Origin of the sequence: Aeribacillus sp. FSL K6-2833, assembly GCF_037965815.1 — a bacterium.
GTDB classification, from domain to species: domain Bacteria; phylum Bacillota; class Bacilli; order Bacillales; family Aeribacillaceae; genus Aeribacillus; species Aeribacillus composti.
Genome location: NZ_CP150189.1, coordinates 3,813,851 through 3,837,789 on the forward strand (window position 1 = coordinate 3,813,851; position 23,939 = coordinate 3,837,789).

22 protein-coding genes are annotated in these 23,939 nt (G+C 40.1%); 11 read left to right on the forward strand and 11 right to left on the reverse strand.

What is annotated here, in order from left to right; translation table 11 throughout:
* Positions 1-15: 15 nt before the first annotated feature.
* Together NSQ94_RS18300 and NSQ94_RS18305 are read right to left on the reverse strand one after the other, a co-directional pair.
* Entirely contained in the window at positions 16-876 is an 861-nt protein-coding gene (locus NSQ94_RS18300) for a class II fructose-bisphosphate aldolase (protein WP_063389040.1), read from the reverse strand.
* A gap of 177 nt (positions 877-1,053) precedes the next feature.
* Positions 1,054-1,425, reverse strand: coding sequence for a response regulator (locus tag NSQ94_RS18305; RefSeq protein ID WP_144597586.1), 372 nt, complete (start codon positions 1,423-1,425; stop codon positions 1,054-1,056).
* Between the two features lie 178 nt (positions 1,426-1,603).
* Here NSQ94_RS18305 and NSQ94_RS18310 point away from each other — a divergent pair, with 178 nt between their 5' ends.
* Positions 1,604-2,122 (forward strand): DUF2529 domain-containing protein, encoded by a 519-nt coding sequence (locus tag NSQ94_RS18310; RefSeq protein WP_063389042.1) that lies wholly within the window; start codon positions 1,604-1,606, stop codon positions 2,120-2,122.
* A gap of 428 nt (positions 2,123-2,550) precedes the next feature.
* Here the strand turns inward: NSQ94_RS18310 and NSQ94_RS18315 are convergent, their stop codons facing one another.
* The 3 genes from NSQ94_RS18315 to NSQ94_RS18325 form a co-directional block, all read right to left on the reverse strand.
* Entirely contained in the window at positions 2,551-4,155 is a 1,605-nt protein-coding gene (locus NSQ94_RS18315) for a CTP synthase (RefSeq protein ID WP_063389043.1), read from the reverse strand.
* 203 nt (positions 4,156-4,358) lie between these two features.
* Positions 4,359-4,913 carry a DNA-directed RNA polymerase subunit delta gene (gene rpoE / locus NSQ94_RS18320; protein ID WP_339229791.1) on the reverse strand — a complete coding sequence of 185 codons (555 nt, stop codon included), beginning with the start codon at positions 4,911-4,913 and terminating at the stop codon, positions 4,359-4,361.
* Between the two features lie 291 nt (positions 4,914-5,204).
* A complete protein-coding gene (locus tag NSQ94_RS18325; RefSeq protein WP_339229793.1) occupies positions 5,205-7,322 on the reverse strand; it encodes a heterodisulfide reductase-related iron-sulfur binding cluster in 2,118 nt (705 codons plus the stop codon).
* A gap of 222 nt (positions 7,323-7,544) precedes the next feature.
* Here NSQ94_RS18325 and NSQ94_RS18330 point away from each other — a divergent pair, with 222 nt between their 5' ends.
* Positions 7,545-8,069, forward strand: coding sequence for an RNA polymerase sigma factor (locus tag NSQ94_RS18330; RefSeq protein WP_063389046.1), 525 nt, complete (start codon positions 7,545-7,547; stop codon positions 8,067-8,069).
* Between the two features lie 518 nt (positions 8,070-8,587).
* On the opposite strand, the gene argS is transcribed toward NSQ94_RS18330, so the two are convergent.
* The 4 genes from argS to speE all read right to left on the reverse strand — a co-directional run bounded on the left by argS (position 8,588) and on the right by speE (position 12,660).
* On the reverse strand, positions 8,588-10,264 hold the full coding sequence (gene argS / locus NSQ94_RS18335; RefSeq protein WP_066251345.1) for an arginine--tRNA ligase: 1,677 nt from the start codon (positions 10,262-10,264) through the stop codon (positions 8,588-8,590).
* A complete protein-coding gene (locus NSQ94_RS18340) occupies positions 10,265-10,690 on the reverse strand; it encodes a DUF1934 domain-containing protein (RefSeq protein ID WP_063389048.1) in 426 nt (141 codons plus the stop codon).
* 164 nt (positions 10,691-10,854) lie between these two features.
* A complete protein-coding gene (speB, locus tag NSQ94_RS18345; protein ID WP_066251348.1) occupies positions 10,855-11,736 on the reverse strand; it encodes an agmatinase in 882 nt (293 codons plus the stop codon).
* Between the two features lie 93 nt (positions 11,737-11,829).
* Positions 11,830-12,660, reverse strand: a complete 831-nt coding sequence (speE, locus tag NSQ94_RS18350) for a polyamine aminopropyltransferase (protein WP_082829608.1) — start codon at positions 12,658-12,660, stop codon at positions 11,830-11,832.
* A 197-nt stretch (positions 12,661-12,857) separates the two neighbouring features.
* Between speE and NSQ94_RS18355 the strand changes: the two genes are divergently transcribed.
* The 3 genes from NSQ94_RS18355 to NSQ94_RS18365 all read left to right on the forward strand — a co-directional run bounded on the left by NSQ94_RS18355 (position 12,858) and on the right by NSQ94_RS18365 (position 16,669).
* Positions 12,858-14,918 carry a PBP1A family penicillin-binding protein gene (locus tag NSQ94_RS18355; protein WP_063389050.1) on the forward strand — a complete coding sequence of 687 codons (2,061 nt, stop codon included), beginning with the start codon at positions 12,858-12,860 and terminating at the stop codon, positions 14,916-14,918.
* Positions 14,919-15,201: 283 nt separating this feature from the next.
* Positions 15,202-16,035 (forward strand): biotin/lipoate A/B protein ligase family protein, encoded by an 834-nt coding sequence (locus tag NSQ94_RS18360; RefSeq protein WP_339229796.1) that lies wholly within the window; start codon positions 15,202-15,204, stop codon positions 16,033-16,035.
* Positions 16,036-16,054: 19 nt separating this feature from the next.
* A complete protein-coding gene (locus NSQ94_RS18365) occupies positions 16,055-16,669 on the forward strand; it encodes a PH domain-containing protein (protein ID WP_063389052.1) in 615 nt (204 codons plus the stop codon).
* Positions 16,670-16,895: 226 nt separating this feature from the next.
* Here NSQ94_RS18365 and NSQ94_RS18370 read toward each other — a convergent pair whose 3' ends face one another.
* Positions 16,896-17,573 carry an RsfA family transcriptional regulator gene (locus NSQ94_RS18370; RefSeq protein ID WP_066251351.1) on the reverse strand — a complete coding sequence of 226 codons (678 nt, stop codon included), beginning with the start codon at positions 17,571-17,573 and terminating at the stop codon, positions 16,896-16,898.
* Positions 17,574-17,755: 182 nt separating this feature from the next.
* On the opposite strand from NSQ94_RS18370, the gene NSQ94_RS18375 reads away from it, so the two are divergent.
* The 5 genes from NSQ94_RS18375 (at position 17,756) to NSQ94_RS18395 (ending at position 21,304) form a co-directional block, all read left to right on the forward strand.
* A complete protein-coding gene (locus NSQ94_RS18375) occupies positions 17,756-17,980 on the forward strand; it encodes a DUF1450 domain-containing protein (RefSeq protein WP_063389054.1) in 225 nt (74 codons plus the stop codon).
* 177 nt (positions 17,981-18,157) lie between these two features.
* Positions 18,158-19,483: an HD domain-containing protein gene (locus NSQ94_RS18380; RefSeq protein ID WP_063389055.1), complete on the forward strand. Its 1,326-nt coding sequence runs from the start codon at positions 18,158-18,160 to the stop codon at positions 19,481-19,483.
* A gap of 17 nt (positions 19,484-19,500) precedes the next feature.
* Positions 19,501-20,019: a YwgA family protein gene (locus NSQ94_RS18385; protein ID WP_063389056.1), complete on the forward strand. Its 519-nt coding sequence runs from the start codon at positions 19,501-19,503 to the stop codon at positions 20,017-20,019.
* A 100-nt stretch (positions 20,020-20,119) separates the two neighbouring features.
* Positions 20,120-20,782 (forward strand): site-2 protease family protein, encoded by a 663-nt coding sequence (locus NSQ94_RS18390; RefSeq protein WP_066251353.1) that lies wholly within the window; start codon positions 20,120-20,122, stop codon positions 20,780-20,782.
* A gap of 15 nt (positions 20,783-20,797) precedes the next feature.
* Complete coding sequence (locus NSQ94_RS18395; RefSeq protein ID WP_063389058.1) at positions 20,798-21,304, forward strand: YwhD family protein; 507 nt, start codon at positions 20,798-20,800, stop codon at positions 21,302-21,304.
* A gap of 76 nt (positions 21,305-21,380) precedes the next feature.
* On the opposite strand, the gene pta is transcribed toward NSQ94_RS18395, so the two are convergent.
* The gene (gene pta, locus NSQ94_RS18400) at positions 21,381-22,355 is read right to left on the reverse strand and encodes a phosphate acetyltransferase (RefSeq protein WP_066251515.1); all 975 of its coding nucleotides are present in this window, start codon (positions 22,353-22,355) and stop codon (positions 21,381-21,383) included.
* Between the two features lie 225 nt (positions 22,356-22,580).
* On the opposite strand from pta, the gene hemQ reads away from it, so the two are divergent.
* On the forward strand, positions 22,581-23,348 hold the full coding sequence (gene hemQ / locus NSQ94_RS18405; protein WP_063389059.1) for a hydrogen peroxide-dependent heme synthase: 768 nt from the start codon (positions 22,581-22,583) through the stop codon (positions 23,346-23,348).
* The last annotated feature ends 591 nt before the right edge of the window (positions 23,349-23,939 follow it).

A 23,939-nucleotide genomic window follows, 5' to 3' on the forward strand; every position in this document is an offset into this window, starting at 1 on the left:
TGAAACCTTATCTATTTATTCTGCTTTTCCGGATGAACCGAATTCGCGCATTTTGCCTTTAACTGTTTCTTTAATGGCTTCCCGGGCAGGACCTAAATATTTGCGCGGATCATACATATCCGGATTTTCTGCCAAAACTTCGCGTACGCGTTTAGCAGATGCTATTTGGTTTTCTGTATTAACGTTAATTTTCGCAGTTCCTAAAGAAATTGCTCTTTGAATATCCTTTGTCGGAATTCCTGTTCCCCCGTGCAGTACCAATGGAACGCCAGTCCGGTTGCTGATTTCCTCCATTTCTTTAAAGCCTAGGTTCGGCTCTCCTTTATACGGACCGTGAACAGATCCCAATGCAGGAGCTAGGCAATCAATACCTGTCCGTTTTACAAGCTCTTCACATTCATTTGGATCAGCGTAAATAATTCCTTCTCCTACTACGTCATCTTCCTGTCCGCCGACAACACCTAATTCCGCTTCAACAGAAACACCATGTAGATGAGCAAGCTCCACTACTTTGGAAGTTAAAGCGACATTCTCTTCAAAAGGATGATGAGAGGCATCGATCATAACAGAAGTAAAGCCGGCATGAATAGCTTTTGCACATGATTCAAAGCTTGAGCCGTGATCTAAATGGATGGCAACTGGAACGGTAATTTTATAATCTTCCATCAAACCTTTTACCATGTTCACAACCGTTTTAAAACCGCCCATATAGCGACCAGCGCCTTCAGAAACGCCTAAAATAACCGGTGATTTTTCTTCTTCTGCTGCTTGCAGAATCGCTTGTGTGAACTCGAGATTGTTTAAATTAAACTGTCCTACAGCATAGCCGTTTTCTTTTGCACGATTTAACATTTCAGTCATTGAAACTAAGGGCATCGAAAAATCCTCCTTAAATTAAGTAGCCTATGTTGCGATTAGCGAAAAGCTCAAATCTAGCATGACCTGAGCAAGAAAAATGTATGTATGATGCCAATCATCTTTTCTTACTAAATAGAATACCAACTTATGAGGATTTCGGCAACTTTATCCCGATAAATTCATGGATTATACACTTTATTTCGTTCGGGAAGGCAAATATTTTCTCACTGTATCCCGCAGCTCGTCAATGTCAAACGGCTTGGCGAAGTGTGTTAATGCCCCTAAATCTTTCGCTTCCTGAATCATATCCAATTCTCCATACGCGGTCATGATAATGACTCGTATATCAGGGTTAACCTTTTTTAGCCTTTTTAAAATTTCAATCCCGTCCATCCCAGGAATTTTCATGTCTAATAAAACGAGATCAGGGGAATGGTTTTCGGCTATTTCTAATGCCTGAAAACCGTTAGCAGCTTGAAAAGTTTGATAACCCTCTTTATTGAACACTTCATTCAGCAAAATCCGAATTCCGTATTGATCGTCGACAATTAAAATTTTTCCATCCATTTTTACACCTCTTAACTTAAACAAATGCAATACTTTTTAAAATTTTATTTAGTTATGTATTCTTGATTAAATTACAATTTCCTGCCAACCGGTTCACAAATTATTCATATTTTGATTCTTCGCCTCTTTTTCTTATTATATAAGCAGAGAACTTTGTATAAAGGTGGCTGATGATTGAATGTTAAAAATTTTTACGACACAATTAACAGGGTTTTTCCAAAGAATTCAAGAGAAAGAAAACAGCCAAATAGAAGATGCCGCACGTCTTCTGGCGCAAGCTGCAATCGGAGAAGGCGCCATTTATGTAAAAGGATGGGGAATTCTTGAAGGAATTTATGCCCAAGTTGAAAAAGGAGAATCCTTTCCGGCATGCAAGCCTTTGCCTGATGTGGATAACGTAACCGCAGCAGACCGCGTTCTCCTTTTCACTCCGTTTTCGACTGATCTTGATGCGATTGATACTGCGCAGCAATTGGCCGAAAAAGGGATTCCAACCGTTGGGGTTTCCGCAGCTGTTAACGGCGAAAAAAGCTTACAGCAATTTGTCGATATACATGTAGATTCCAAATTAACAAAACCCATTATTCCCACTGAACATAATGAACGAATCGGCTTCCCTGTGCTCATGACTTCATTATATGTTTACTACTGCTTATTTTTGACTGTGAAAGAAATATTGGAGGAACATGAAGAATAAACTTTACATGCAAGAATGCGAAGAAATTGGCAAATCGCCAATTTCTTTTTTTATGAATTAGCATAGAAACCTATTGATTTCAAATTTAGTCCTCTCTTGTACAGACTTTAGACCTTTATCAATACATTTTGTAGTGCAGAGAGGCTGATGACCTGTTTCATGATTTACAATGCATTTTTATGAAAAATCGCGTATAAGTCTTTTTTGCGATACTCTAATAAAATTTTATGAAAAATGCGACGCCGTTTATAGGGATGGTTTTTAAATTTAGAACAGCGTCGATTTCCCGGCCGATTCTTTCTTCAAAATGAAAAACAAAGCCGCTGCTTTCGGAAATCAGTGAAAGATTTGTCGTAATAAAAAAATTTGTATTACGAGCAAAAAAAGGCTGTCTAACCAATCGTTCAGACAACCTTTTCTTTCATTTCTTATTGATTTTTCTTGTTTAGAGAAGCGTGAATGAACTCCCGGAAAAGAGGCTGCGGTCTAGTTGGCCGTGATGTAAACTCCGGATGGAATTGGGACGCAACAAACCAAGGGTGGTCTTGTAATTCAATGATTTCTACTAACCGTCCATCTGGACTTGTTCCGGAGAATACAAATCCGGCCTCTTCCATTTGCTGACGGAACTCATTGTTAAATTCGTACCGATGGCGATGACGTTCATAAATTACTTCATCGTTGTAGGCTTCATAAGCCTTTGTTCCTTCTTTCAATTTGCAAGGATATAAACCAAGACGGAGCGTTCCTCCTAAATCCTCTACTTCTTTTTGCTCCGGAAGCAAGTCAATAATCGGATATGGAGTGTTTGGATCAATTTCAGATGAATTCGCACCTTTTAATCCTAGAACGTTGCGGGCAAACTCGATCGAAGCTACCTGCATGCCAAGACAGATGCCAAGGAAAGGAATTTTTTGTTCGCGGGCGTATTGAGTCGCGATTATTTTCCCTTCCACTCCCCTGTCTCCAAATCCGCCAGGAACTAATATACCTTCAGCTCCCTGAAGCAAGTCTGCTACATTCTCTTTCGTAACATGCTCCGCATTAATCCAATCAATTTCCACATCGGCATCATAATAATATCCGGCATGCTTCAAAGCTTCCACAACGGAAATATAGGCGTCCTGAAGCTCGACATATTTGCCGACTAAGGCGATTTTGACTGTTTTTGATAAATTGCGGACTTTATTGACAAGCTCGATCCATTCCGTCATATCAGCTTGTCCGCATTGAAGATCCAAATAATCGCAAACAATTTGATCAAGGTTTTGTTCTTGCAATGCTAAAGGGACGCTGTAAAGAATATCGGCATCACGGCATTCAATGACAGCTTTCGGTTCAATGTCGCAGAACAAAGCAATTTTATCTTTCATCTCTTGGGAAATCGGCATTTCTGTGCGCACTACAATCACATTTGGCTGTATTCCCAATGAGCGCAATTCTTTCACACTATGCTGTGTCGGCTTTGTTTTCATTTCTCCTGCTGCTTTAATATATGGCACAAGAGTACAATGAATGTACATGACGTTTTTGCGGCCTGCTTCATTTTTCATTTGGCGGATTGCTTCCAAAAACGGCAATGATTCAATATCTCCGACGGTACCGCCGATTTCGGTAATAACGACATCAGCATTTGTTTCTCTGCCAGCGCGAAAAACGCGGTCTTTAATTTCATTCGTAATATGGGGGATGACTTGAACGGTTCCGCCTAAATAATCGCCTCTCCGTTCTTTTTTAATGACGGCCGAATAAATTTTTCCTGTTGTGACATTGCTGTACTTATTTAAATTAATATCAATAAAGCGCTCGTAATGGCCTAAATCGAGGTCAGTCTCTGCGCCGTCATCCGTCACGAACACTTCGCCGTGCTGATACGGACTCATTGTTCCCGGATCAACATTGATATATGGATCGAATTTTTGAATCGTCACATTCAACCCGCGGTTTTTTAGAAGTCTGCCAAGAGATGCGGCAGTAATTCCTTTCCCTAAAGATGAAACAACGCCACCGGTTACAAAAATATACTTGGTCATGCAAAAATTCCCTCCAGTTGCAATCTATCCTTTTGTTAATTTGCACAAAATAAATCGTCAGAAGGCATCAACAAAAAAATATGAAAGCTCCCTTCCTTTTCGGAAAGGGAGCTTTCATATTGTAATTTGTTTTCCGTACTTTTAAAGCCCAATTAAAATATTAGCGAGGAAAACTATGAAAGTCAACCCTTAAATTTAGGACATTATTGTTCGTCCAATTCTTCCTCATCGAGATCGAAATCAGCATCCAACTCGTCATCTTCTACATCGTAATCATCGTCAATTAGTTCATCATCAAAGCTTTCATCATCTTCTTCGTCCTCAAAATCATCGTCTTCTTCATCAAGATCAAGATCTTCTTCATCCACATAATCGTCAAGATCGTCATAGTCAAGATCGTCTTCAACCAAGTCTTCATAATCGTCAAGATCTTCTTCATCGTATGCAATCTTCGCTTTTTTCTTCTTCGTTTTAACCGTCGGCTGGGTTTCTTCTTCAATTTGATCGAGCGGATACCAGCTCTTAATGCCCCAGCTATTTTCCCCAATGCAAATAAATTTTCCATCTATATTTAAATCCGTATAAAACTGTGCAATGCGTTCGGTCGCTTCTTCCTCCGAAAGCCCTAATAAACTGCTAACTTCTTTCATTAATTCTTCAAACGGTATAGCTTGCCTTTTTTCGGAAAGAATAAGGTAAGCGATATCCACCATCGACATTTCTTTCAGCTGCTCCTGCGAGTATTGCGTTAAGCTCAAGGTCAGGCACTCCCTTTCTCGTCTTTCATCTATCTTTATTAAATGAAAGGGCAACGAAAATAGAATAAAGCATGATATAATTCCGAATGATGAATGCCGCCCTTTCAGTGATGTACCATATGATACGTTTGCATACCATTCATTATAAACAAATTTTACAACTTTATGCTACCGTATTGTGTCTTGATTTTAAATTTTTTCGTCAAATTCCATTGTCTATCTTTCTATTTTTTAAAATCTTAAGGCGCCCTTGTGGCGCCTTTTAAAATTGCTTTCTATCTAATCATATCTTTATGAAATGAGCTCTTGCTCCTTCGATTCGCCAAAAACAGCTTTTTCCAGCAGCTCCGCTACATCGTACGTTTTCACTTTATTTTCAACCTCTTTTGCTTTCGTTCCATCTGTCAGCATTGTTAGACAATATGGACATCCGGAGCTGATCACGCTTGGATTGACAGCCAGTGCTTGTTCGGTGCGCGCAACATTGATGCGCACTCCCGTGTCTTCCTCCATCCACATAAGACCGCCGCCGGCTCCACAGCACATGCCCGTTTCCCGATTCCGTTCCATTTCAACAACTTTTACACCTGGAATGGATGCCAAAATTTCACGGGGTGGATCATAAATTTCGTTGTATCTTCCAAGATAACAAGAATCGTGGAAAGTAATCGTTTCATTCACTTCATATTTCGGAACGAGCTTCTTTTCTTTCAACAGTTTTGCTAAAAGTTCTGTATGATGGTACACTTCGGCTTCAAAACCGAAATCCGGATATTCATTTTTAAATATGTTGTAAGCATGCGGGTCGATTGTAACAATTTTCTTCACATTATATTTTTCAAATTCGGCTATGTTGCTTGCAGCAAGCTCTTGAAATAAAAACTCATTGCCGAGGCGCCTCGGTGTGTCACCTGAATTTTTCTCTTTATTTCCTAATATAGCAAATTTCACACCTGCTTCGTTCAAAAGTTTAGCAAACGATAAAGCGATTTTTTGGCTGCGATTATCAAATGATCCCATGGAACCGACCCAGAATAAATATTCAAACTCCTCGCCTTGCTTTTTCAATTCCTTCACCGTTGGCACGTAGACATCTTCTCGTGATTTGCGCCAATTTTCCTTATCTTTGCGGTTTAGGCCCCACGGATTTCCTTGCCGCTCAATGTTTTGCATCGCCCGCTGCGCATCCGGATTCATTTTTCCTTCTGTTAATACAAGGTAGCGGCGCAGGTCAATGATTTTATCGACATGTTCGTTCATTACTGGACATTGGTCTTCACAATTCCGGCACGTCGTACATGCCCATATTTCTTCCTCTGAAATGACCTCCCCGATGAGGCTTGGATTGTAGTCAAGAGCCGCCGCCGCTTCATCTGTTCCCTTTTGCAGCGACTGAAGAGCCAGCTGATTTCCCATCGTATTTTGAAATGCAAAGGCAGGCACCCAAGGGGACTTGGAAGTGATGGCAGCCCCTTTATTTGTTAAATGATCCCGAAGCTTTATGATTAAATCCATCGGCGAAAGCATTTTTCCAGTACCAGTCGCCGGACACATATTTGTACACCGTCCGCATTCAACACAGGCGTACAAATCGAGAAGCTGCGTTTGCCGGAAATCTTCAATTTTTCCGACTCCATATGATGTTTGAGTTTCGTCTTCAAAATCAATTTTCTCCAACTTCCCTGGATTTGACAAACGGCTTAAAAAAACATTGGCAGGTCCTGCAATTAAATGGGCATGTTTAGACTGAGGGACATACACTAAAAATGTGAGCAAAATGAGCAGGTGCACCCACCAAAAAACGTAAAAAATAACAGCGGCGCCTGTTTCACCGACAAAGCCCAGCAGGAAAGCAGCCGATGAGGCAACAGGTTCACTAAAGCTTCGTTCATATCCTCTCCAAATCATGTACATACCGTTTCCAAGCAGTACAGACAGCATTAATCCGCTGATAAAAATAAGGACAAGTCCGGATTTAAACCCTCGTTTTAAACGGACAAGCTTTTCAATGTATCGCCGGTAAAAAGCAGCAACTACCGCTACTAAAATAAGGAGGGTAACAATTTCTTGGAAAAAGGTGAAAATCGGGTACAACGGTCCGAAAGGCAAATGGCTCCCCGGAATCAGCCCTTTTAAAATGAAATCAATCGCACCGAATTGGACAAGAATAAAGCCGTAGAAAAAAATAACATGAACCCAGCCCATTTTCTTGTCTTTTAATAGTTTTTTCTGTCCGAACACATTGACCCAAATCCGTTCGAAACGTTCTTTTACCTTCCCGTCGAATTCTTCTTTTTTTCCAAGTTTGATATAAGCAATTCTAGTTTGAATTAAATAAATAAACAAATACACCGCGTAAACGGTTACAAGCAAAAACGCAAAAAAATTAATCCATAATAGTGTATTCATTATTCTCCCCCATTCATAAAATCCCCCTGTTGTATTTGACTGAAATTTCGGACGTTTCTTAATTATATTATATAATGAATGAACGTTCAGTCAATTCACCAAATCGTTGAAAATCGGAACCATTTTTCCTTTGTTTCGTATATAATGACAGTTATTTATTTCTAAAATATTGAACAAATTCCAAAATTTATTTGTTCATTTTGCTAGAGGAGTGCCGGAAAAATGGATACGACTGACATTGTCGGGCTCATTAAACAACACCATCATCAAATAAAAAAAACTGTCAAAAGGACTGTGAAAAACGAATCTCTTGTTGATGATATCGTCCAAGAAGTTTGTATTAAAATATATATATATTTTCAAACGAATGATATGCCTACCAATATCAGCGCTTGGATTACGACTGTCTCAAAAAATACAGCCACCGACCATCTTCGAAAAATTCAACGAAACAATCATTTGCTAAACCATCTGCAGCAAGAAGCAATTTTTCACAACTGCTCAGAATGGAATCCCGAATCCGAGGCCTTATTAAAACAAATGATTGAATACGTGCAAAATGCATTAAACGAAATGGATCCTAATACAAAAAAGATTATTCTATTGCGGCAGCAGGGATTATCCTATACAGAAATTGCCCAGCAGATGAATTTGCCTAAAAATACGGTGAAAACAAAAATTTTCCGCGGCCGAAAACAGTTAATGACATTTCTGCAAAAGAACGGGGTTTTTCAAAATGATTTATGAGGATGTTAGTTTTCAATATAACTAAGCGACCAATAATCTCTGCAACGACTGCCGGGCGTTTGCTGAACAACTCAAACAGCGTTCACATCGCTGTGGAAAATTCTCTTGACCTAGCAATAGAGCCTGCAATTTACTTTTGGATCGCGTTTTTTGTTTTTCGCTTTTTTCATTGTCTGCTTTTCCATAGTCTCAGCTGGTTCAGCCTCATTTCAAAAAGCAGTATGATGGATCCTGTTTAATACAGCAAAAAATGAATAAGCTCTTCCCTATCATAAACAAAATACAAAAGGGGTTATAACTCAACAAACAGCACAGCTGTCGGAAAATAAATAGCATGTCTCCTTCAAATATATGCAAACAAAAAAGCAAAAAGCCCTTTTTCACACAATAACTTGTTGAAAAAAGGCTTTTTCTGCTCTCTTCGTTTTAACATCCTAGAAAAAGAGATGCGATTAGGTTAAAATCGGAAAGCGTTCCTATTTCCCTTTTACTCGAATCATTTCCCACATCTAAATTCGTTACATTTTTTCAGGAGCGGAAACGCCAATTAAGGTAAGGGCATTTTTCAGCGTGATTTGCGTTGCTTTCATAAGAGCAAGCCGCGCCTTAGATTTCATTTCATTGCTTGCATCAAGCACTTTTTCTGCATTGTAGAAGCTGTGTAGCACAGATGCCAGCTCAAAAATGTAATTCGTAATCCGATGCGGAATTCTTTTCTCTGCGGCTTCAGCGACAACGCCAGGGAATTCACCAAGCTTTTTTAACAGCTCTATTTCTTTCTCAGATTGAATTTCATTCAAAAGATCGCTTTCGTTTGCATTGTAAGACAGGCCTTGCTCGTTTCCTTGGCGGAGAATGCTGCATACACGCGCATGAGCGTATTGTGCGTAATAGACAGGATTTTCATTTGATTCCGATACAGCCAAATCCAAGTCAAAATCCATATGCGAGTCGCCGCTTCTCATAGCAAAAAAGTAACGAACGGCATCCAAGCCGACTTCTTCGATCAATTCTCTCATCGTGACAGCCTTGCCAGTACGTTTTGACATTTTCACTTTTTCGCCGTTTTTAAAGAGGCTGACCATTTGCATAATTTCCACTTCAAGAATATTTTGATCATACCCCAGCGCCTGAATGGCTGCTTTCATTCTCGGTATATAGCCATGATGATCCGCGCCCCAAATGTTTATCAGCTTATCAAAGCCGCGATCCAATTTATCTTTATGATAAGCAATATCTGGTGTTAAATACGTATAAGACCCATCCTTCTTAATCAACACTCTATCTTTATCATCGCCAAATGCAGTAGAGCGGAACCATGTTGCCCCGTCTTGTTCATAAATGTGGCCGTTTTTCCGAAGCATGTCGAGCGCCTCATCAATTTTGCCGCTTTTGTATAGGGATGTCTCAGAATACCAAACATCGAAGGAAACGCGAAATTCTTCGAGGTCTTTTCTAATTTTCTCAAGCTCATATTTCAGACCGAGGTCACGGAAAAATTGCAGCCGTTCTTCTTCGCTTTTTTCAAGCAGACTGTCGCCATATTCATCAGCAATTTTTTTTCCGATTTCAATAATATCTTGTCCATAGTACCCGTCTTCAGGCATTTCCGCTTCTTTTCCAAGCGCTTCTAAATATCTTGCCTCTACGGACAGAGCTAAATTGTGAATCTGATTTCCAGCGTCATTAATATAATATTCCCGGGTTACATCATACCCCGCTTTTTCTAAAATGTTGCAAAGAGAGTCGCCGAATGCTGCTCCGCGCGCATGCCCTAAGTGAAGATCTCCCGTCGGGTTTGCAGAAACGAACTCCACTTGGATTTTTTTACCTTCCCCAACATTTGATTCGCCGTATTTGTCACCCGCTTGAATAATGGCTGGAATCAACTTAGTTAAATATTCATTATTCATGAAAAAATTAATAAAGCCCGGACCAGCAATATCAATTTTTTCAATGGATGCTTTCGCTCGATCAAAATGTTGAACAATTTCCTCTGCAATCGCCCGAGGCGCTTTTTTAGCTATGCGAGCAAGCTGCATGGCCATGTTTGTTGAGTAATCGCCGTGTGCTTTTTCTTTCGGCACCTCTAAAATAACTTCCGGAATTTGCTCCTCTTCTGCGATGTTTGCTTTCAATACAGCATTTTTTATTTCTTGTTTCAGCTGCTCCTTTACTTCATCTACAATGTTCATTCAATGCTCCTCCTTCTTAAATTGAATGCTTAAACTGTGTAAACGAGGGGTATCTCCATTTATTTCGAGCAAATATTCTATGCTAAGTGTACCATGTTTTTCTTCATCTGTATGCCAGATAAGCGATTTTGTCTCTGCTGCGAGCTTCAGCGTCCCGTACGGTGTTTCATAATTGGCATACGTTTTTTGTCCCTGCTTGAAGCGCTGTCTTAAGCGAATGCCTCCGGAACGTATGAGAGTCGTTTCCTTTTCGCTGATTTTGATTAACGTCTTAACGGTTTCATCATCTTGAATCTCATCATAAACCAAATAAAAAGTGTGCTGCTTTTTGAAAAATTCCCCGGTTGTATAAAATTCAATCCGCTCTTCTTCTGTTTGATTTTGAAAAATCTTGTTTTGAACATAAATTTGAACAGGTACGCGCATGTCTTTATATCATCCTTTTTAGGGATTTATTCTATATTTTAGTGGAAATCATTTGCTGTTAAAAGCTTTATATTGGCCTGCCTGCCGCTTGACGCTCGATCCAAGCTGTTCAGCTTTTGAATAATAAAAAGCCATAGCAGAAGCACTATGGCAGAAAAATGACTTTACTTTCTTTTTGCCACCCAGCCTAATAACATTTCGCGAATCAATTTGCTCGCTGTATTCGCTGTTTGTTCTGAATGGTCATATACAGGTGCGACTTCAACTAAATCAGCGCCGACAACTTTCACATCAGAACAGGCAATTTCATGTATAGAAGCAAGCAGCTCTTTTGATGTAATGCCGCCAGCATCGACTGTTCCGGTTCCCGGCGCGTGAGCAGGATCCAGCACATCGATGTCAATCGTAACATATACAGGTCTTTGTGAAAGTTTCGGAAGAATCTTTTTGAGCGGCTCGAGCACTTCAAATTTGGCAATGTAAAGTCCAGCCTCTTTCGCCCATTCAAACTCCTCCTTCATCCCAGATCGGATGCCGAATGAAAAAATATTTTCCGGGCCAATCAAATCGCTTGCTTTCCGGATCGGAGTGGCATGAGACAGAGGCTCGCCTTCATAATGCTCGCGCAAATCTGTATGCGCATCGATATGAATGACCGCTAAATTTGGATATTTTTTATGCATCGCTTTAATGACAGGCCATGTTACAAGGTGCTCTCCTCCAATTCCGAGAGGAAATTTATCCGCTTTTAAAATTTTGTCCACAAACTCTTCAATCAACTCAATGCTCCGCTTTGCATTTCCAAACGGAAGAGGAATATCGCCTGCATCAAAATATTTTACATCCCCAAGCTCACGATCTAAATAAGGACTGTATTCTTCCAACCCGATGGAAACCTCCCGAATGCGGGCCGGACCGAAACGGGAGCCTGGCCGGTAGCTGACTGTCCAATCCATCGGCATTCCATAAATGACTGCTTCACTTTCCTCAAAGCTTGGATGGCTTCTAATAAAAACATTTCCTGAATAAGCTTCATCAAATCGCATGGACATCACCCTCCTGTCTGAAAAAGCAAGAGGCTGATCCCTCTTGCTTAAACTGTATTATGCTATTCGCTTTTTGTTCAGTTTTCCTAAAGGCTATTTAATTATTTCGGAAACAAACTTCGGTAAAGCGAATGCAGCTTTATGAATTTCTTTCGTATAATATTTAGAATCCAAGTCAAAGAAACGATCGTCACTTACCTCAATTGGATCATATTTCTTCGATCCGATCGTGAACGTCCACAGCCCGCTAGGATATGTCGGGATGTTTGCAGTATATAGCCTTGTAATCGGGAAAATCTCTTTCACATCATGATAGACATTTTTTATCAAATCTGCCTTAAACCAAGGATTATCCGTTTGCGCGACAAAAACGCCGTCCTCCTTCAAAGCTTTGGATATTCCTGCATAAAACCCTTTTGTAAAGAGGTTGACCGCAGGACCGACAGGCTCGGTTGAATCAACCATAATGCAGTCATATTGATTTTCGCTTTGTGCAATGTGCATAAAGCCGTCGCCAACTTTCACTTCAACGCGTGGATCATCTAGTTTTCCGGCAATTTCCGGCAAGTATTTTTTTGAATACTCGATCACTTTGCCGTCAATTTCTGCAAGTGTTACTTTTTTTACACTTGGATGCTTCAGCACTTCACGGATAACGCCTCCGTCTCCTCCTCCGACAACTAGCACATATTCTGGCTTCGGATGAGTAAACAACGGTACATGGGCCATCATTTCATGGTAGACAAATTCGTCTTTTTGCGATGTCATTACCATTCCATCCAAGAAAAGCATGTTGCCGAATTCTTCTGTCTCCACTACCTCCAATTTTTGGAATTCGGTCTGTTCTGTATGTAAAGTGCGTTTAATTTTCATCGTAATCCCGAAATGTTCTGTCTGTTTTTCTGTATACCAAAGTCCTCCCAAGATTTAATCTTCCTTTCATATGTTTTTCCAATATCTTTCCCTAATTTGAACAGACAACACGTAAACCTCAAAAAAAGTATAGTGGAATCTATCAAAATTGCAAAGAATAAATTTCATTTTTCATAGGTGGAAGTTTAAAAACTTGCGAATCACCTCATACTGAATAACAAAACGAACGGGCTTAAGAGGTGATGGAAATGGAAGCGATGACGCCAAAAGGCATTCGTCTTACCATCAAAACAATCCGGGCATTATTTTTTATTCATTTTTTTGTTTTTGCTGCGGCAGCTATTTGTATTGCGGTTGTTTTGATTGCGGCTAAAGTACAAGGCGCTCCTTCCATTGTTGTGCCGCAATCAACTGTATTGTACGCAAGCAACGGAACGAAAATCGGTGAGGAGCATCACGGCGGCCGCCGTTTTTGGGTGGAACTTGATGAAATTTCACCCTATTTAATCAATGCGACAATCGCTATTGAGGACAAAAATTTTTATGATCATCACGGTTTTGATTTTAAACGAATAGCAGGTGCTGCCGTTGCCGATCTCAAAGCGATGGCAAAGGTGCAGGGAGCCAGCACAATCACCCAGCAATACGCAAGAAATTTATATCTTGGATTTGAAAAAACGTGGGCTCGGAAAATGACAGAAGCTTTTTATACCATTCGGCTCGAGATGAACTACTCGAAAGAAAAAATTTTAGAAGGCTATTTAAATACAATATATTATGGACACGGAGCCTACGGGGTCGAGGCGGCCTCCCGTTATTACTTCGGCAAAAAGGCAAAGGACTTGACGCTCGCCGAAGCCGCTCTACTTGCCGGCATTCCGAAAGGACCGTACTCCTATTCACCGATGGTGAACTATGATTTATCAAAAAAAAGACAAGAGATGATTTTGCAGACAATGGTCAAACAAGGGTTAATTACAAAAAAAGAAAGTGAACTGGCTGCAAAGGAAAAATTAACGTTCAAAACGAACGAAAACACCAAAACAGAAAAGTTTGCCCCCTATTTTCAAGATGAGGTTATGAAAGAAGTAAAAGAAATATTGCAGGACCACCAATTAATTGAAACAGCCGGTCTGAAAATTTTTACTACTCTTGATCCAAATCTGCAAAAAATTGCTGAATCGACCGTAGAAAAAGTCATGAGGAAAGACTCGGATATCCAAGTTGCCTTCTCGGCAATCGATCCGAAAACAGGCGAGGTAAAAGCTCTAATCGGCGGACGGAATTATAAAGAGAGCCCTTTTAACCGCATGACTCAGGCAAAACGTCAGCCTGGTTCAACGATTAAGCCGTTTCTATATTATGCAGCCTTGGAAAATGGATTTACGCCGTCCACAATGCTGAAAAGCGAGCCGACAACGTTCCATTTTCAAAATGGAACAAACACATATTCCCCGGGCAACTACAATGGCTACTACGCAAATGATGAAATTACATTAATAGAAGCCCTTGCTTTGTCCGACAATATTTATGCTGTTAAAACCCATATGTTTATCGGTATGGATCAATTAATAAAAATGGGAAAGCTTTTTGGAATCGGAGAAAATTTTAAAATGGTTCCGTCGCTAGCTTTAGGAACTTCTCCCGTAAGGCCGCTCGATCTCATGAACGCTTACGGCATTTTAGCGAACGGCGGTCAAAAAATAAAACCGATATTTGTCCGTAAAATCATTGATAAAAATGGAAAAGTCTTATATGAGGCAAATGTTGAAAAGGAACAAATTCTAAATGAACAAACAGCCTTTATCACCGCACATTTAATGACCGGCATGTTTGATCGAAAGCTAAACAGTTATACAACTGTTACAGGGGAAAACATTATCGATCAACTATCAAGGCCTTTTGCTGGGAAATCCGGGACGACAAAGACTGACAGCTGGATGATCGGATTTGCCCCGCAGCTCGTAGCAGGTGTATGGACAGGTTATGACAAAGGAAAGACGATTGACATGGTCGAGGAACGAGCCTATTCGAAAAAAATTTGGGCCGGCTTTATGGAAGAAGCGTTGAAACATGAACCTGTAAAACAATTTAAGCCGCCTGAAGGAGTTGTCGGCGTTTATGTCAATCCGGAAAACGGGCTTTTAGCGACGAAAGAATGTCCCGTCTCCCGCCTTGCGTATTATGTGAAAGGCACGGAACCAACAAAATATTGCATGGAGCACCTCGACAATATGGAAGAGCCGAAAAACAGCGGGCGGAAAAAAAAGGATGAACCATTATGGAGAAGGCTTATGCCGTGGTTTTAGACATATAGGCAAAATAAGGGTTTGCGCATAGTCTTGACGCAAGCCCTTATTTATTTTTCAAAGAAGATGCAGCTCCTATGATATACTATAAAAAAGGACGATATATATTCAGATGTCATAACAAGAGGCCAGTCCTTGTAGAAATCGACCGATTACATGTATGCTACAGCTCTTATATTTTTCGAAAGCTTCAGCGAAAAATCTGAGGAAAAATAAACGAATAGCCGATTTCTACTATCCTTTTCATGCTTAAAAACACACGACTGAAAGGATTATCACAGCAATGAACGAATTATTAAAACAGCCGGAATGGAGAATCATCGATCATTCAAGCTTAGGACTCTTTTTTGATGCCAAGCAATCATTCGCTTACGATGATACGTTGTGCACGACAGTCGGGAGCGGCATGTCCCCCGCGACAGTCCGCACTTGGGTGCATCATGATACGATTGTTCTCGGCATTCAAGATACAAGAGCCCCGTTTTTAAAAGATGGAGTAGATTTTTTAAAAAAACAAGGATATAAAGTCATCGTTCGAAATTCCGGCGGGTTGGCTGTTGTTTTGGATGAAGGGATTTTAAACGTATCGATCATTTTACCGGAAAAGGAAAAAGGAATTGACATTAACCGCGGTTATGATGCGATGAAGGATTTAATCTGTTTTCTCTTGAAACCGTATGGCGCAGAAGTCGAAGCAGGAGAAATTGTCGGTTCATATTGTCCCGGGAGCTACGACCTCAGCATTCACGGCAAAAAATTTGCCGGCATTTCTCAGCGCCGTCTTAAGAGAGGCGTAGCGGTTCAAATTTATTTATGCATCACAGGAAGCGGAGCAGCGCGCGCAAACGAGATTAAACAGTTTTATGACAAGGCGACAAAAGGACAAGCCGAACATTTCAAGTACCCAAACGTAAATCCGAGCACGATGGCGTCTTTACATGAATTATTAAAGGTGAAGTTAACCGTCCAGGATGTGGTGCACGACCTTCTTGCAGCCTTACAACATTTGAGCGGCCGCATTTATTCCTCCAATTTAACCGACTTTGAACTGGAATTGTATGAAGCAAACTTCATAAGAATGATAGAGCGGAATGAAAAATTTTTGCCTAATATGTAAATCGGGAAGGGAGAAAGTTATGTTTAAAAAAGTAGCTTCTGATGTTTTAGGATTAAGTGATATCGGCACGGTGATCAAGCCGGAGGATTATGATAAAGTGGACGCGGATGATTATGTCATGCATGAGGATGGGGAAAAAATCTACTTCCTCATTAAGTCGAAAACCGACGAGTATTGTTTCACAAACAAAGCGTTAATCCACGTTGACGGCACAAGCGCTGTCAGCAAAAAACGCACTTTAAAGCGGTATGACTACTATGCCCACCGCGTTTCAAACGTTGTGCTTGAAACGGCAGGGACTATTGATTTAGATGTAGAAATCAAATTCCAAATTGGAAACACGCCTTTTTCCATTGATGTTCATAAAAAACATTTAGAAGAGCTAAAAGATTTGTATAAAGCGTTGATTAAAATAGAAGAAATTTCAAACGATCATGACAATTATATGGAGTATGCAAAACAAAGCCTGCAAATGGCCGCCTCTGTATTCACCAACAACCGCATAAATGAAAGCAATATTTCCGAGCAATTTAAAGAAATTAACGATATTGCGTTCAATTGGCTGATGAATGCGAAAAAGCAATACAATTTAAAAGATTACGGGTTTGTGTTTGACCTTTTTATCCAGCAATAAACACTAAATAAATGCTAAAAAATAAATCAAGTAGAGAAAAACAAACCGTTTCTCTACTTGATTTCGTATGTTTGTTTGAAGTAGCTGGCGAATGCCTGCTACTTTCGGACGTTGCGGCTAATGCCGCAATCCCTTTTTATTTTTTGTATGGCTATTATTCAAAATATTGAATAAGATCAGGCTGCCGCTCTTTGTCCTTTAAAAGACGCAGGCGGAGCGTCTTCCGCTATTCCGCCATTTTTTCCAGATTGCCGTTTCGATCCATTTTAAACGTTGTTGTCGGACGTTCTTCTTCCTCAAAGAGAACTAGCTTTCGAGCGCGGTTCATAATCTTCATAAGTGTTTCATAGTCTTCTTGAACTGTTTTCGATTCTTCCTCAAGCTTGGCAACCTTCTTCTCCAACTCTTCGTTTTTCTTAATCAGTTCTTCATTTTCTTTTTTCAAACGCTCGTTTTCTTGCTGCAAAGCCTCGATATGTTCGCTGTTCCCTTGGTAAGTTCTTAAAAATTCAATTACACTATCCATTGTCAGCTCCACTTTTGAATTGGCTGCGAGCTCTGGATGATTATAATTCTTTGAATTTTGCACCGCATTTACTTCAGTAAAATCACCAGGCGACGCTTCAGGCGGCGTATAAAGCAATCGCTTCTTTGCAGTCTGGCCTTTCCCAAGCGCTCTCATTTTCTGCTTTCTCTGTTTTTTTGCAAGCTGCAAAGCTTTTTCATACTTATGGCGCACAACGGCGTTCCAGCGGAAGCCACAGGCGGCCGACGTGCGGTTCAGCTTATCACCAACTTCTTCAAAAGCGTTTAATTGCGTGCTTCCTTCACGGACATGCCGCAAAACGGTTTCTGCTAATAGCAGATCGTTTTCTTCTGTCCAAGCATCCTGTCTTGTTTTCATTCACTCTCAACTCCCTTATTCTTGAATAATACTATTTGTTCTAGCATCATTTTTCCCAAAAGATTAAAAATATATACAAGGATAGTAGATTTTTACAGAAAAGCGCTGTACTTGATTTCAAAAAAAAGACAAGGTATACTACCCGATAGTGCTTATTCATGAAGAAAGGATTGTTCAAAAGGATGGCAAATGAGTTCCGTGTATGCGACGATTGTAAAGCGCCAAATTTAAAATCGCTTATTCCGAAATTAAAGAATTTGGATCCCGATGCTAAAATTGAAATCGGCTGCCAATCGTACTGCGGGCCCGGAAGAAAGAAAACGTTTGTATTTGTGAACAACCGTCCGGTCGCTGCGTTAACGGAAGAAGAGTTAATAGAAAAAGTGAAAGCAAAGCTTAAAAAATAAGAAACCGCCTTTTAAGGAATGAATGCTTCCTGAGGCGGTTTTTTATTTAAGGTTGTTGAACGACATGGACCCGATTTTCCTTTGTGTCTGTTTAGAATCGCACTTTAAAAAACGAGGTGTTCACCTGAATTTAAACAAGTTATAATATAATCATGTCAAAACGGAAGAGGGAAGAAAATGACCTATGCAAGTGAAAAGCTGCCAGAAGAAAAAGTTTTTAAAGACCCGGTTCACCGTTACATCCACGTTCGCGATAAAATCATTTGGGATTTGATCGGGACAAAAGAGTTTCAACGGCTGCGCCGCATCCGCCAGCTCGGGACAACTTTTTTAACTTTTCACGGTGCGGAGCATAGCCGATTCAACCACTCATTAGGCGTTTATGAGATCGTCCGCCGAATTGTTGATGACGTATTTCGCGGGAGACCGGAATGGAACGAAGATGAGAGGCTGCTAAGCTTATGCGCTGCCCTTTTGCACGATGTCGGACACGGTCCCTTTTCTCATTCGTTTGAAAAGGTCTTCCATCTGGATCACGAAGATTTTACCCAAGCCATTATTTTAGGAAATACAGAAATAAACCGTGTTCTCTCAAATGCAGGGGCGGAATTCCCGAAAAAAGTGGCAGAGGTCATTGCGAAAACATACAAAAATAAGCAGGTTATCAGCTTAATTTCCAGCCAAATTGACGCCGACCGAATGGATTATTTGCAACGAGATGCTTTTTACACAGGCGTTCAGTACGGCCATTTTGACATGGAACGCATTTTGCGTGTGATGAGGCCGAGAGAGGATCAAGTCGTCATTAAATACAGCGGCATGCATGCTGTCGAAGATTATATTATGAGCCGATATCAAATGTACTGGCAAGTATATTTTCATCCAGTAACGAGAAGCGCTGAAGTCATTTTGTCCAAAATTCTCCATCGAGCAAAGGCTCTGTATGAAAATAATTATTCATTCCAAGCAGATCCAGTCCATTTTTATTCGATTTTCAAAGGAGATGTTACAGTCGAAGATTATTTAAAATTAGACGAATCCATCATCCTTTATTATTTCCAAGAATGGCAAAAGGAAAAGGATCCGATTTTAAGCGATCTGTGCAACAGATTTATAAACAGGCGCCTGTTTAAATATGTGGAGTTTCAACCGTCCAATGAACAATTGATGAAGCTGATTGAACTAACGAATTTGTTCAAAAAAGCAGGCATTGATCCGGAATATTATCTTGTTGTCGACTCGTCTTCAGATCTTCCGTACGATTTTTACCGACCGGGCGAGGAAGAAGAACGGCTGCCGATCCATTTGCTCATGCCAAACGGGGAAATACGGGAGCTTTCAAGAGAGTCGGAAATTGTGGACGCCATTACCGGAAAGCGGAGAACGGATCATAAATTATATTTTCCTCTTGATTTTTTAAAAGATTTCTCGGAGAAACGAAACTTGAAAAAACAAATTTTAGAAATTTTGCAGCTAACTGACAAAGATGGATTTATTCTGTAGGTGAGGAGATGAAGGGTGTGTTAACCGAACACGCAAAATTAATGAAAGTGCTGTCCGCTTCGAAAGAGATCATCGGACGAAAAAAACTGCAAAAAATTATATTTATAGCAAAAAAACTTAATTATCCCTTTTATGAAAAATACGAATTCCATTTTTACGGGCCGTATTCAGAAGAGTTGACGCTTCGCATTGAAGAGCTTTGCAACATGGGCTTTATCAATGAAGTAAAAGAAAAAAAAGGCGGCTATTATCAATACAAATATTCCCTTACAAAGTCGGGGCAGGAATTTTTAAGCCATTACGATTTGGACATGCCCGAACTGCAGAATTGCATAAATGAATTAAACGCCCAATCAGCACGTTTTTTAGAACTTGTATCAACCATTTTATATTTTGATCATTTGGACAAGGAAGAAGTGAAGGAAAAAGTATTCACGCTCAAAAAAAAGCAGCGTTATACGGATGAGGAAGTGGAGGAAGCTTATCAATTTATTCAACGATTGCAAGATCACAAATTCAGTGCAAAAATCAGCTGAATTTTCCCCTAAAAAAATGAAGAAAATCCTTTTTATGTATTTCAACCTTTTTATAGTATACTGTAAGCAAAGGAAATCGTTAGAATAGGAGGGCGCATTTTTGCCGTTTTTATATTACGATTTAGAAGTTATACCGTTTGTCATTATTGCTTTGATCGTCGGCTTCACTATCCATGAATTTTCACATGCATTTGTTGCCTATAAGTTCGGAGATCCGACAGCGAAAAATCAAGGGAGGCTGACCCTTAATCCGATCTCCCATTTAGATCCGATCGGTACTCTTTTAATATTTTTGGCAGGGTTTGGTTGGGCAAAACCCGTTCCGGTGAATCGTTTCTATTTTAAAAATCCCCGCTTATCCGGGGTATTAGTATCTGTAGCTGGTCCATTGAGCAATTTATTCATTGCCTTTCTCGCTTTTTTGCTGCTGAACTTTCTCTTTTCGTTTGGATTATTTGCCAGCTTATCTTATGATGGAGCCAGAATGGTTGAACAATTTTTTAATATTCTTATATCATTAAATATTATGTTGTTTATCTTTAATTTATTGCCGTTTCCGCCGCTTGACGGTTATCGCATCATTGAAGATTTAGCCCCGCCGGACATCCGCGCCAAGCTTACTCAATATGAAAATTACGGAGTGCTTATTTTTTTAATTATTGTTATCACCCCTTTGGATCAATATATTATTCATCCGATATTTAATTGGGGAAGCCGAGCCGTTATCACTCTTTTTCATTTCGTTTTACAACCGTTCTTTTAAAGGAGGGATGTTTACATGACAGAAAAAAAGAAAAAGGTCGAGTTCCAAATTATTAAAAACGATCCAACTGACGGCCATCGCGGCTTTGGAGCAGGCACCCTTAGCCTGGAAAATGTTTCCCCTGTCTTCATTGACATCGAGGAAAAAACGGCATTTGTAGATATCGGCGCAATGCATGCAAGAAGCCAGGTAGAACGCGGCATTAAATTTACTCATGTGAAAGAAGACGTTCCGAACGGAAAACCGTATTGGCTTGTATGGGTAACAATTGACAGAAAAGAAGATGGGCCATATTATGCCGGGGTTGCTGCCTGTTATATGACTGTTGATCGCGAGGCAAGACGAGGTTATAAATCATTGCCTGAACACGTAAACCGCATGGATAAATCGCTAAAACGGAACATCATTGTCGACCACATGGATGAAAGCTCGAAAAAAGTTCTTTCCGATTTTCTTCGAAACCATGATGAAGGCATGTGGGAGCGCTCAAGCGATGAATTAAAGCAAAGCCTTTCTGTTTAGAAGCGGAAGGTGTTGTTGATTCAGCAAAAAATGTGAAAAGCAGGGAATTTTTGATGGAAAATTCCCTGCTTTTTGTTTATGCAAGCGCCTGAAGGGCTGTGATTATCGCTAATTTATATACATCTTCAGCGTTGCAGCCGCGAGATAGATCGTTCACTGGAGCATTCAATCCTTGGAGAATCGGTCCGATCGCTTCAAAGTTTCCAAGTCTCTGTGCAATTTTATAGCCGATGTTTCCAGCTTCAAGGCTCGGGAATATAAATACATTGGCATCGCCTTTAATTACAGATCCCGGCGCTTTCTTTTCCGCAACAGACGGCACGAAAGCTGCATCAAATTGAAACTCTCCGTCCAATATTAAGTCCGGAGCCATTTCTTTTGCCAATTCAACTGCTTTTGCCACTTTTTCTGTTTCCTGGGATGTTGCTGAACCTTTTGTCGAGAAGCTGAGCATAGCAACGCGAGGGTCGATATCAAACATTTTTGCCGTTTTCGCGCTTTCAATAGCGATCTCTGCTAACTCCTGACTGGTTGGAGCGATGTTGATCGCGCAATCAGCAAATATATATTTTTCCTCACCACGAACCATGACGAATACGCCTGATGTTTTTTTCACGTTTTGTTTCGTTTTAATGATTTGAAGAGCCGGCCGCACTGTATCTGCGGTTGAATGTGCCGCACCGCTCACAAGCCCGTCCGCTTCCCCTTTATAAACAAGTATCGTGCCAAAATAATTTTCATCCAAAAGAAGCTTCCGTGCTTCTTCTTCTGTCACCTTTCCATTACGGCGTTCAACAAAGCTTTGAACAAGCTCTTCTATTCCACTGTAATTGGCAGGATTATATATTTTTGCACCTGCAACAGAAATATTTAAACTCTTTGCTTTTTCTTCAATTTCTGTTTCATCCCCAATTAAAATGGGCTGTAACAAATTTTCCTCTGTTAATCGGGAAACTGCTGTTAAAATTCGCTCATCCAATCCTTCAGGAAAAACAATTTTAATATTTTTTCCCGATATTTTATTTTTCAATGCTGCAAAAATGTCTGCCAAAACAAAGTCAGCCTCCTTAATCTTAAAACATTCTTTTAACATGAATTGTTCCATTCACTTTTAGCATACCCCACCTGCTCTTAAATTTAAAATGAAAAATTTCATCATAGCGCTTTCAACAGCACTTTTTTCTGTCACATAATTGTCATACTGTTTTACCCGGATATTCTCCCCTAAACTGTGGTATAGTAAACTTGTACATAGCCAATATGAGAGGTGACGAAAATGAGTGAAGAAGTTCGTTCAAATGAAGCCGTTGAAACGCTCGATGGTTGGTATTGTTTGCACGATTTCCGCTCGATCGATTGGAGCGCTTGGAAAACTTTATCTAGCGATGAACGCCAGGAAGCTATTCATGAATTTCTGAATTTGTTAGAAAAATGGAGTGCAGTGGAAAAAGACCAACAAGGCAGCCACGCTTTATATACGATCGTTGGACAAAAAGCAGATTTGATGATCATGATTCTCCGGCCAACGATGGAAGAATTGAATGAAATTGAAACGGAATTTAATAAAACAAAACTGGCTGAATATACAAGCCCTGCCTATTCATATGTTTCCGTTGTGGAATTGAGCAGCTACGTAGGCGGCGGAAATGATGAAGATCCGTATCAAAATCCATATATCCGATCTAGACTATATCCTATTTTGCCGAAATCAAAATATGTTTGCTTCTATCCGATGGATAAACGCCGTCAAGGCAATGACAATTGGTATATGCTGCCGATGGAAGAGCGCCGGAGCCTCATGAGAAGCCACGGACTTATCGGCCGCAAGTACGGAGATAAAGTAAAACAAATTATTACCGGTTCTGTCGGATTTGATGACTGGGAATGGGGCGTCACGCTCTTCTCTGATGATGTTTTGCAGTTTAAAAAGCTCGTATATGAAATGCGTTTTGATGAAGTAAGCGCCAGATACGGCGAATTTGGCTCTTTCTTTGTCGGCAACATTTTGCATCCTGAAAAAATTGCAGCATTTTTACATGTATAAACCAGTACTGCTTTCAGTACTGGTTTTTTCTGCTGAAGGGCGCCCATAGTGAGTAAGAAATCCTAGCTGACATGCTTAATGTGTACGGAAAAAGGTCATGTTGTGCAGGAAGTGTAACAAATCACGATTTATCTCTTTCTTACGTGCAACAAAATAAAAGTACGGGGAGATTTGAAGAAAAATTTCAATGGAAAGAATGGGCGAGAGGGTGACTTTTCCCAACACCATGCACCATGCCAAGCGCCATGGATGAATACATATATGCCACTTCTCAAAATATGGGGCTGTCCAGTCAAAATCCACTGAAAATAAAACATCATAAGCATTGATATATCAGTGTTTCTAAAACATTAAAGGGGCGTCTATAAGCCGGAAAATCGACTTATTAGACAGCCCCTCATACTTTATAAGCTTCTTTTTTTCTTTTATACAGAACAAAGATGTCGGAATGGGAATTTTTCCGAATGTCATAAAAAAGGTTTCATCGTCATACATTGGAATGAAAGATTACTATTTAGGCAATGTCTTTTTAAAGAAAAAGGCAGGTGAAAAAATGGCTGTAATTCCCACATACTGAAGAAGATGTAAAGC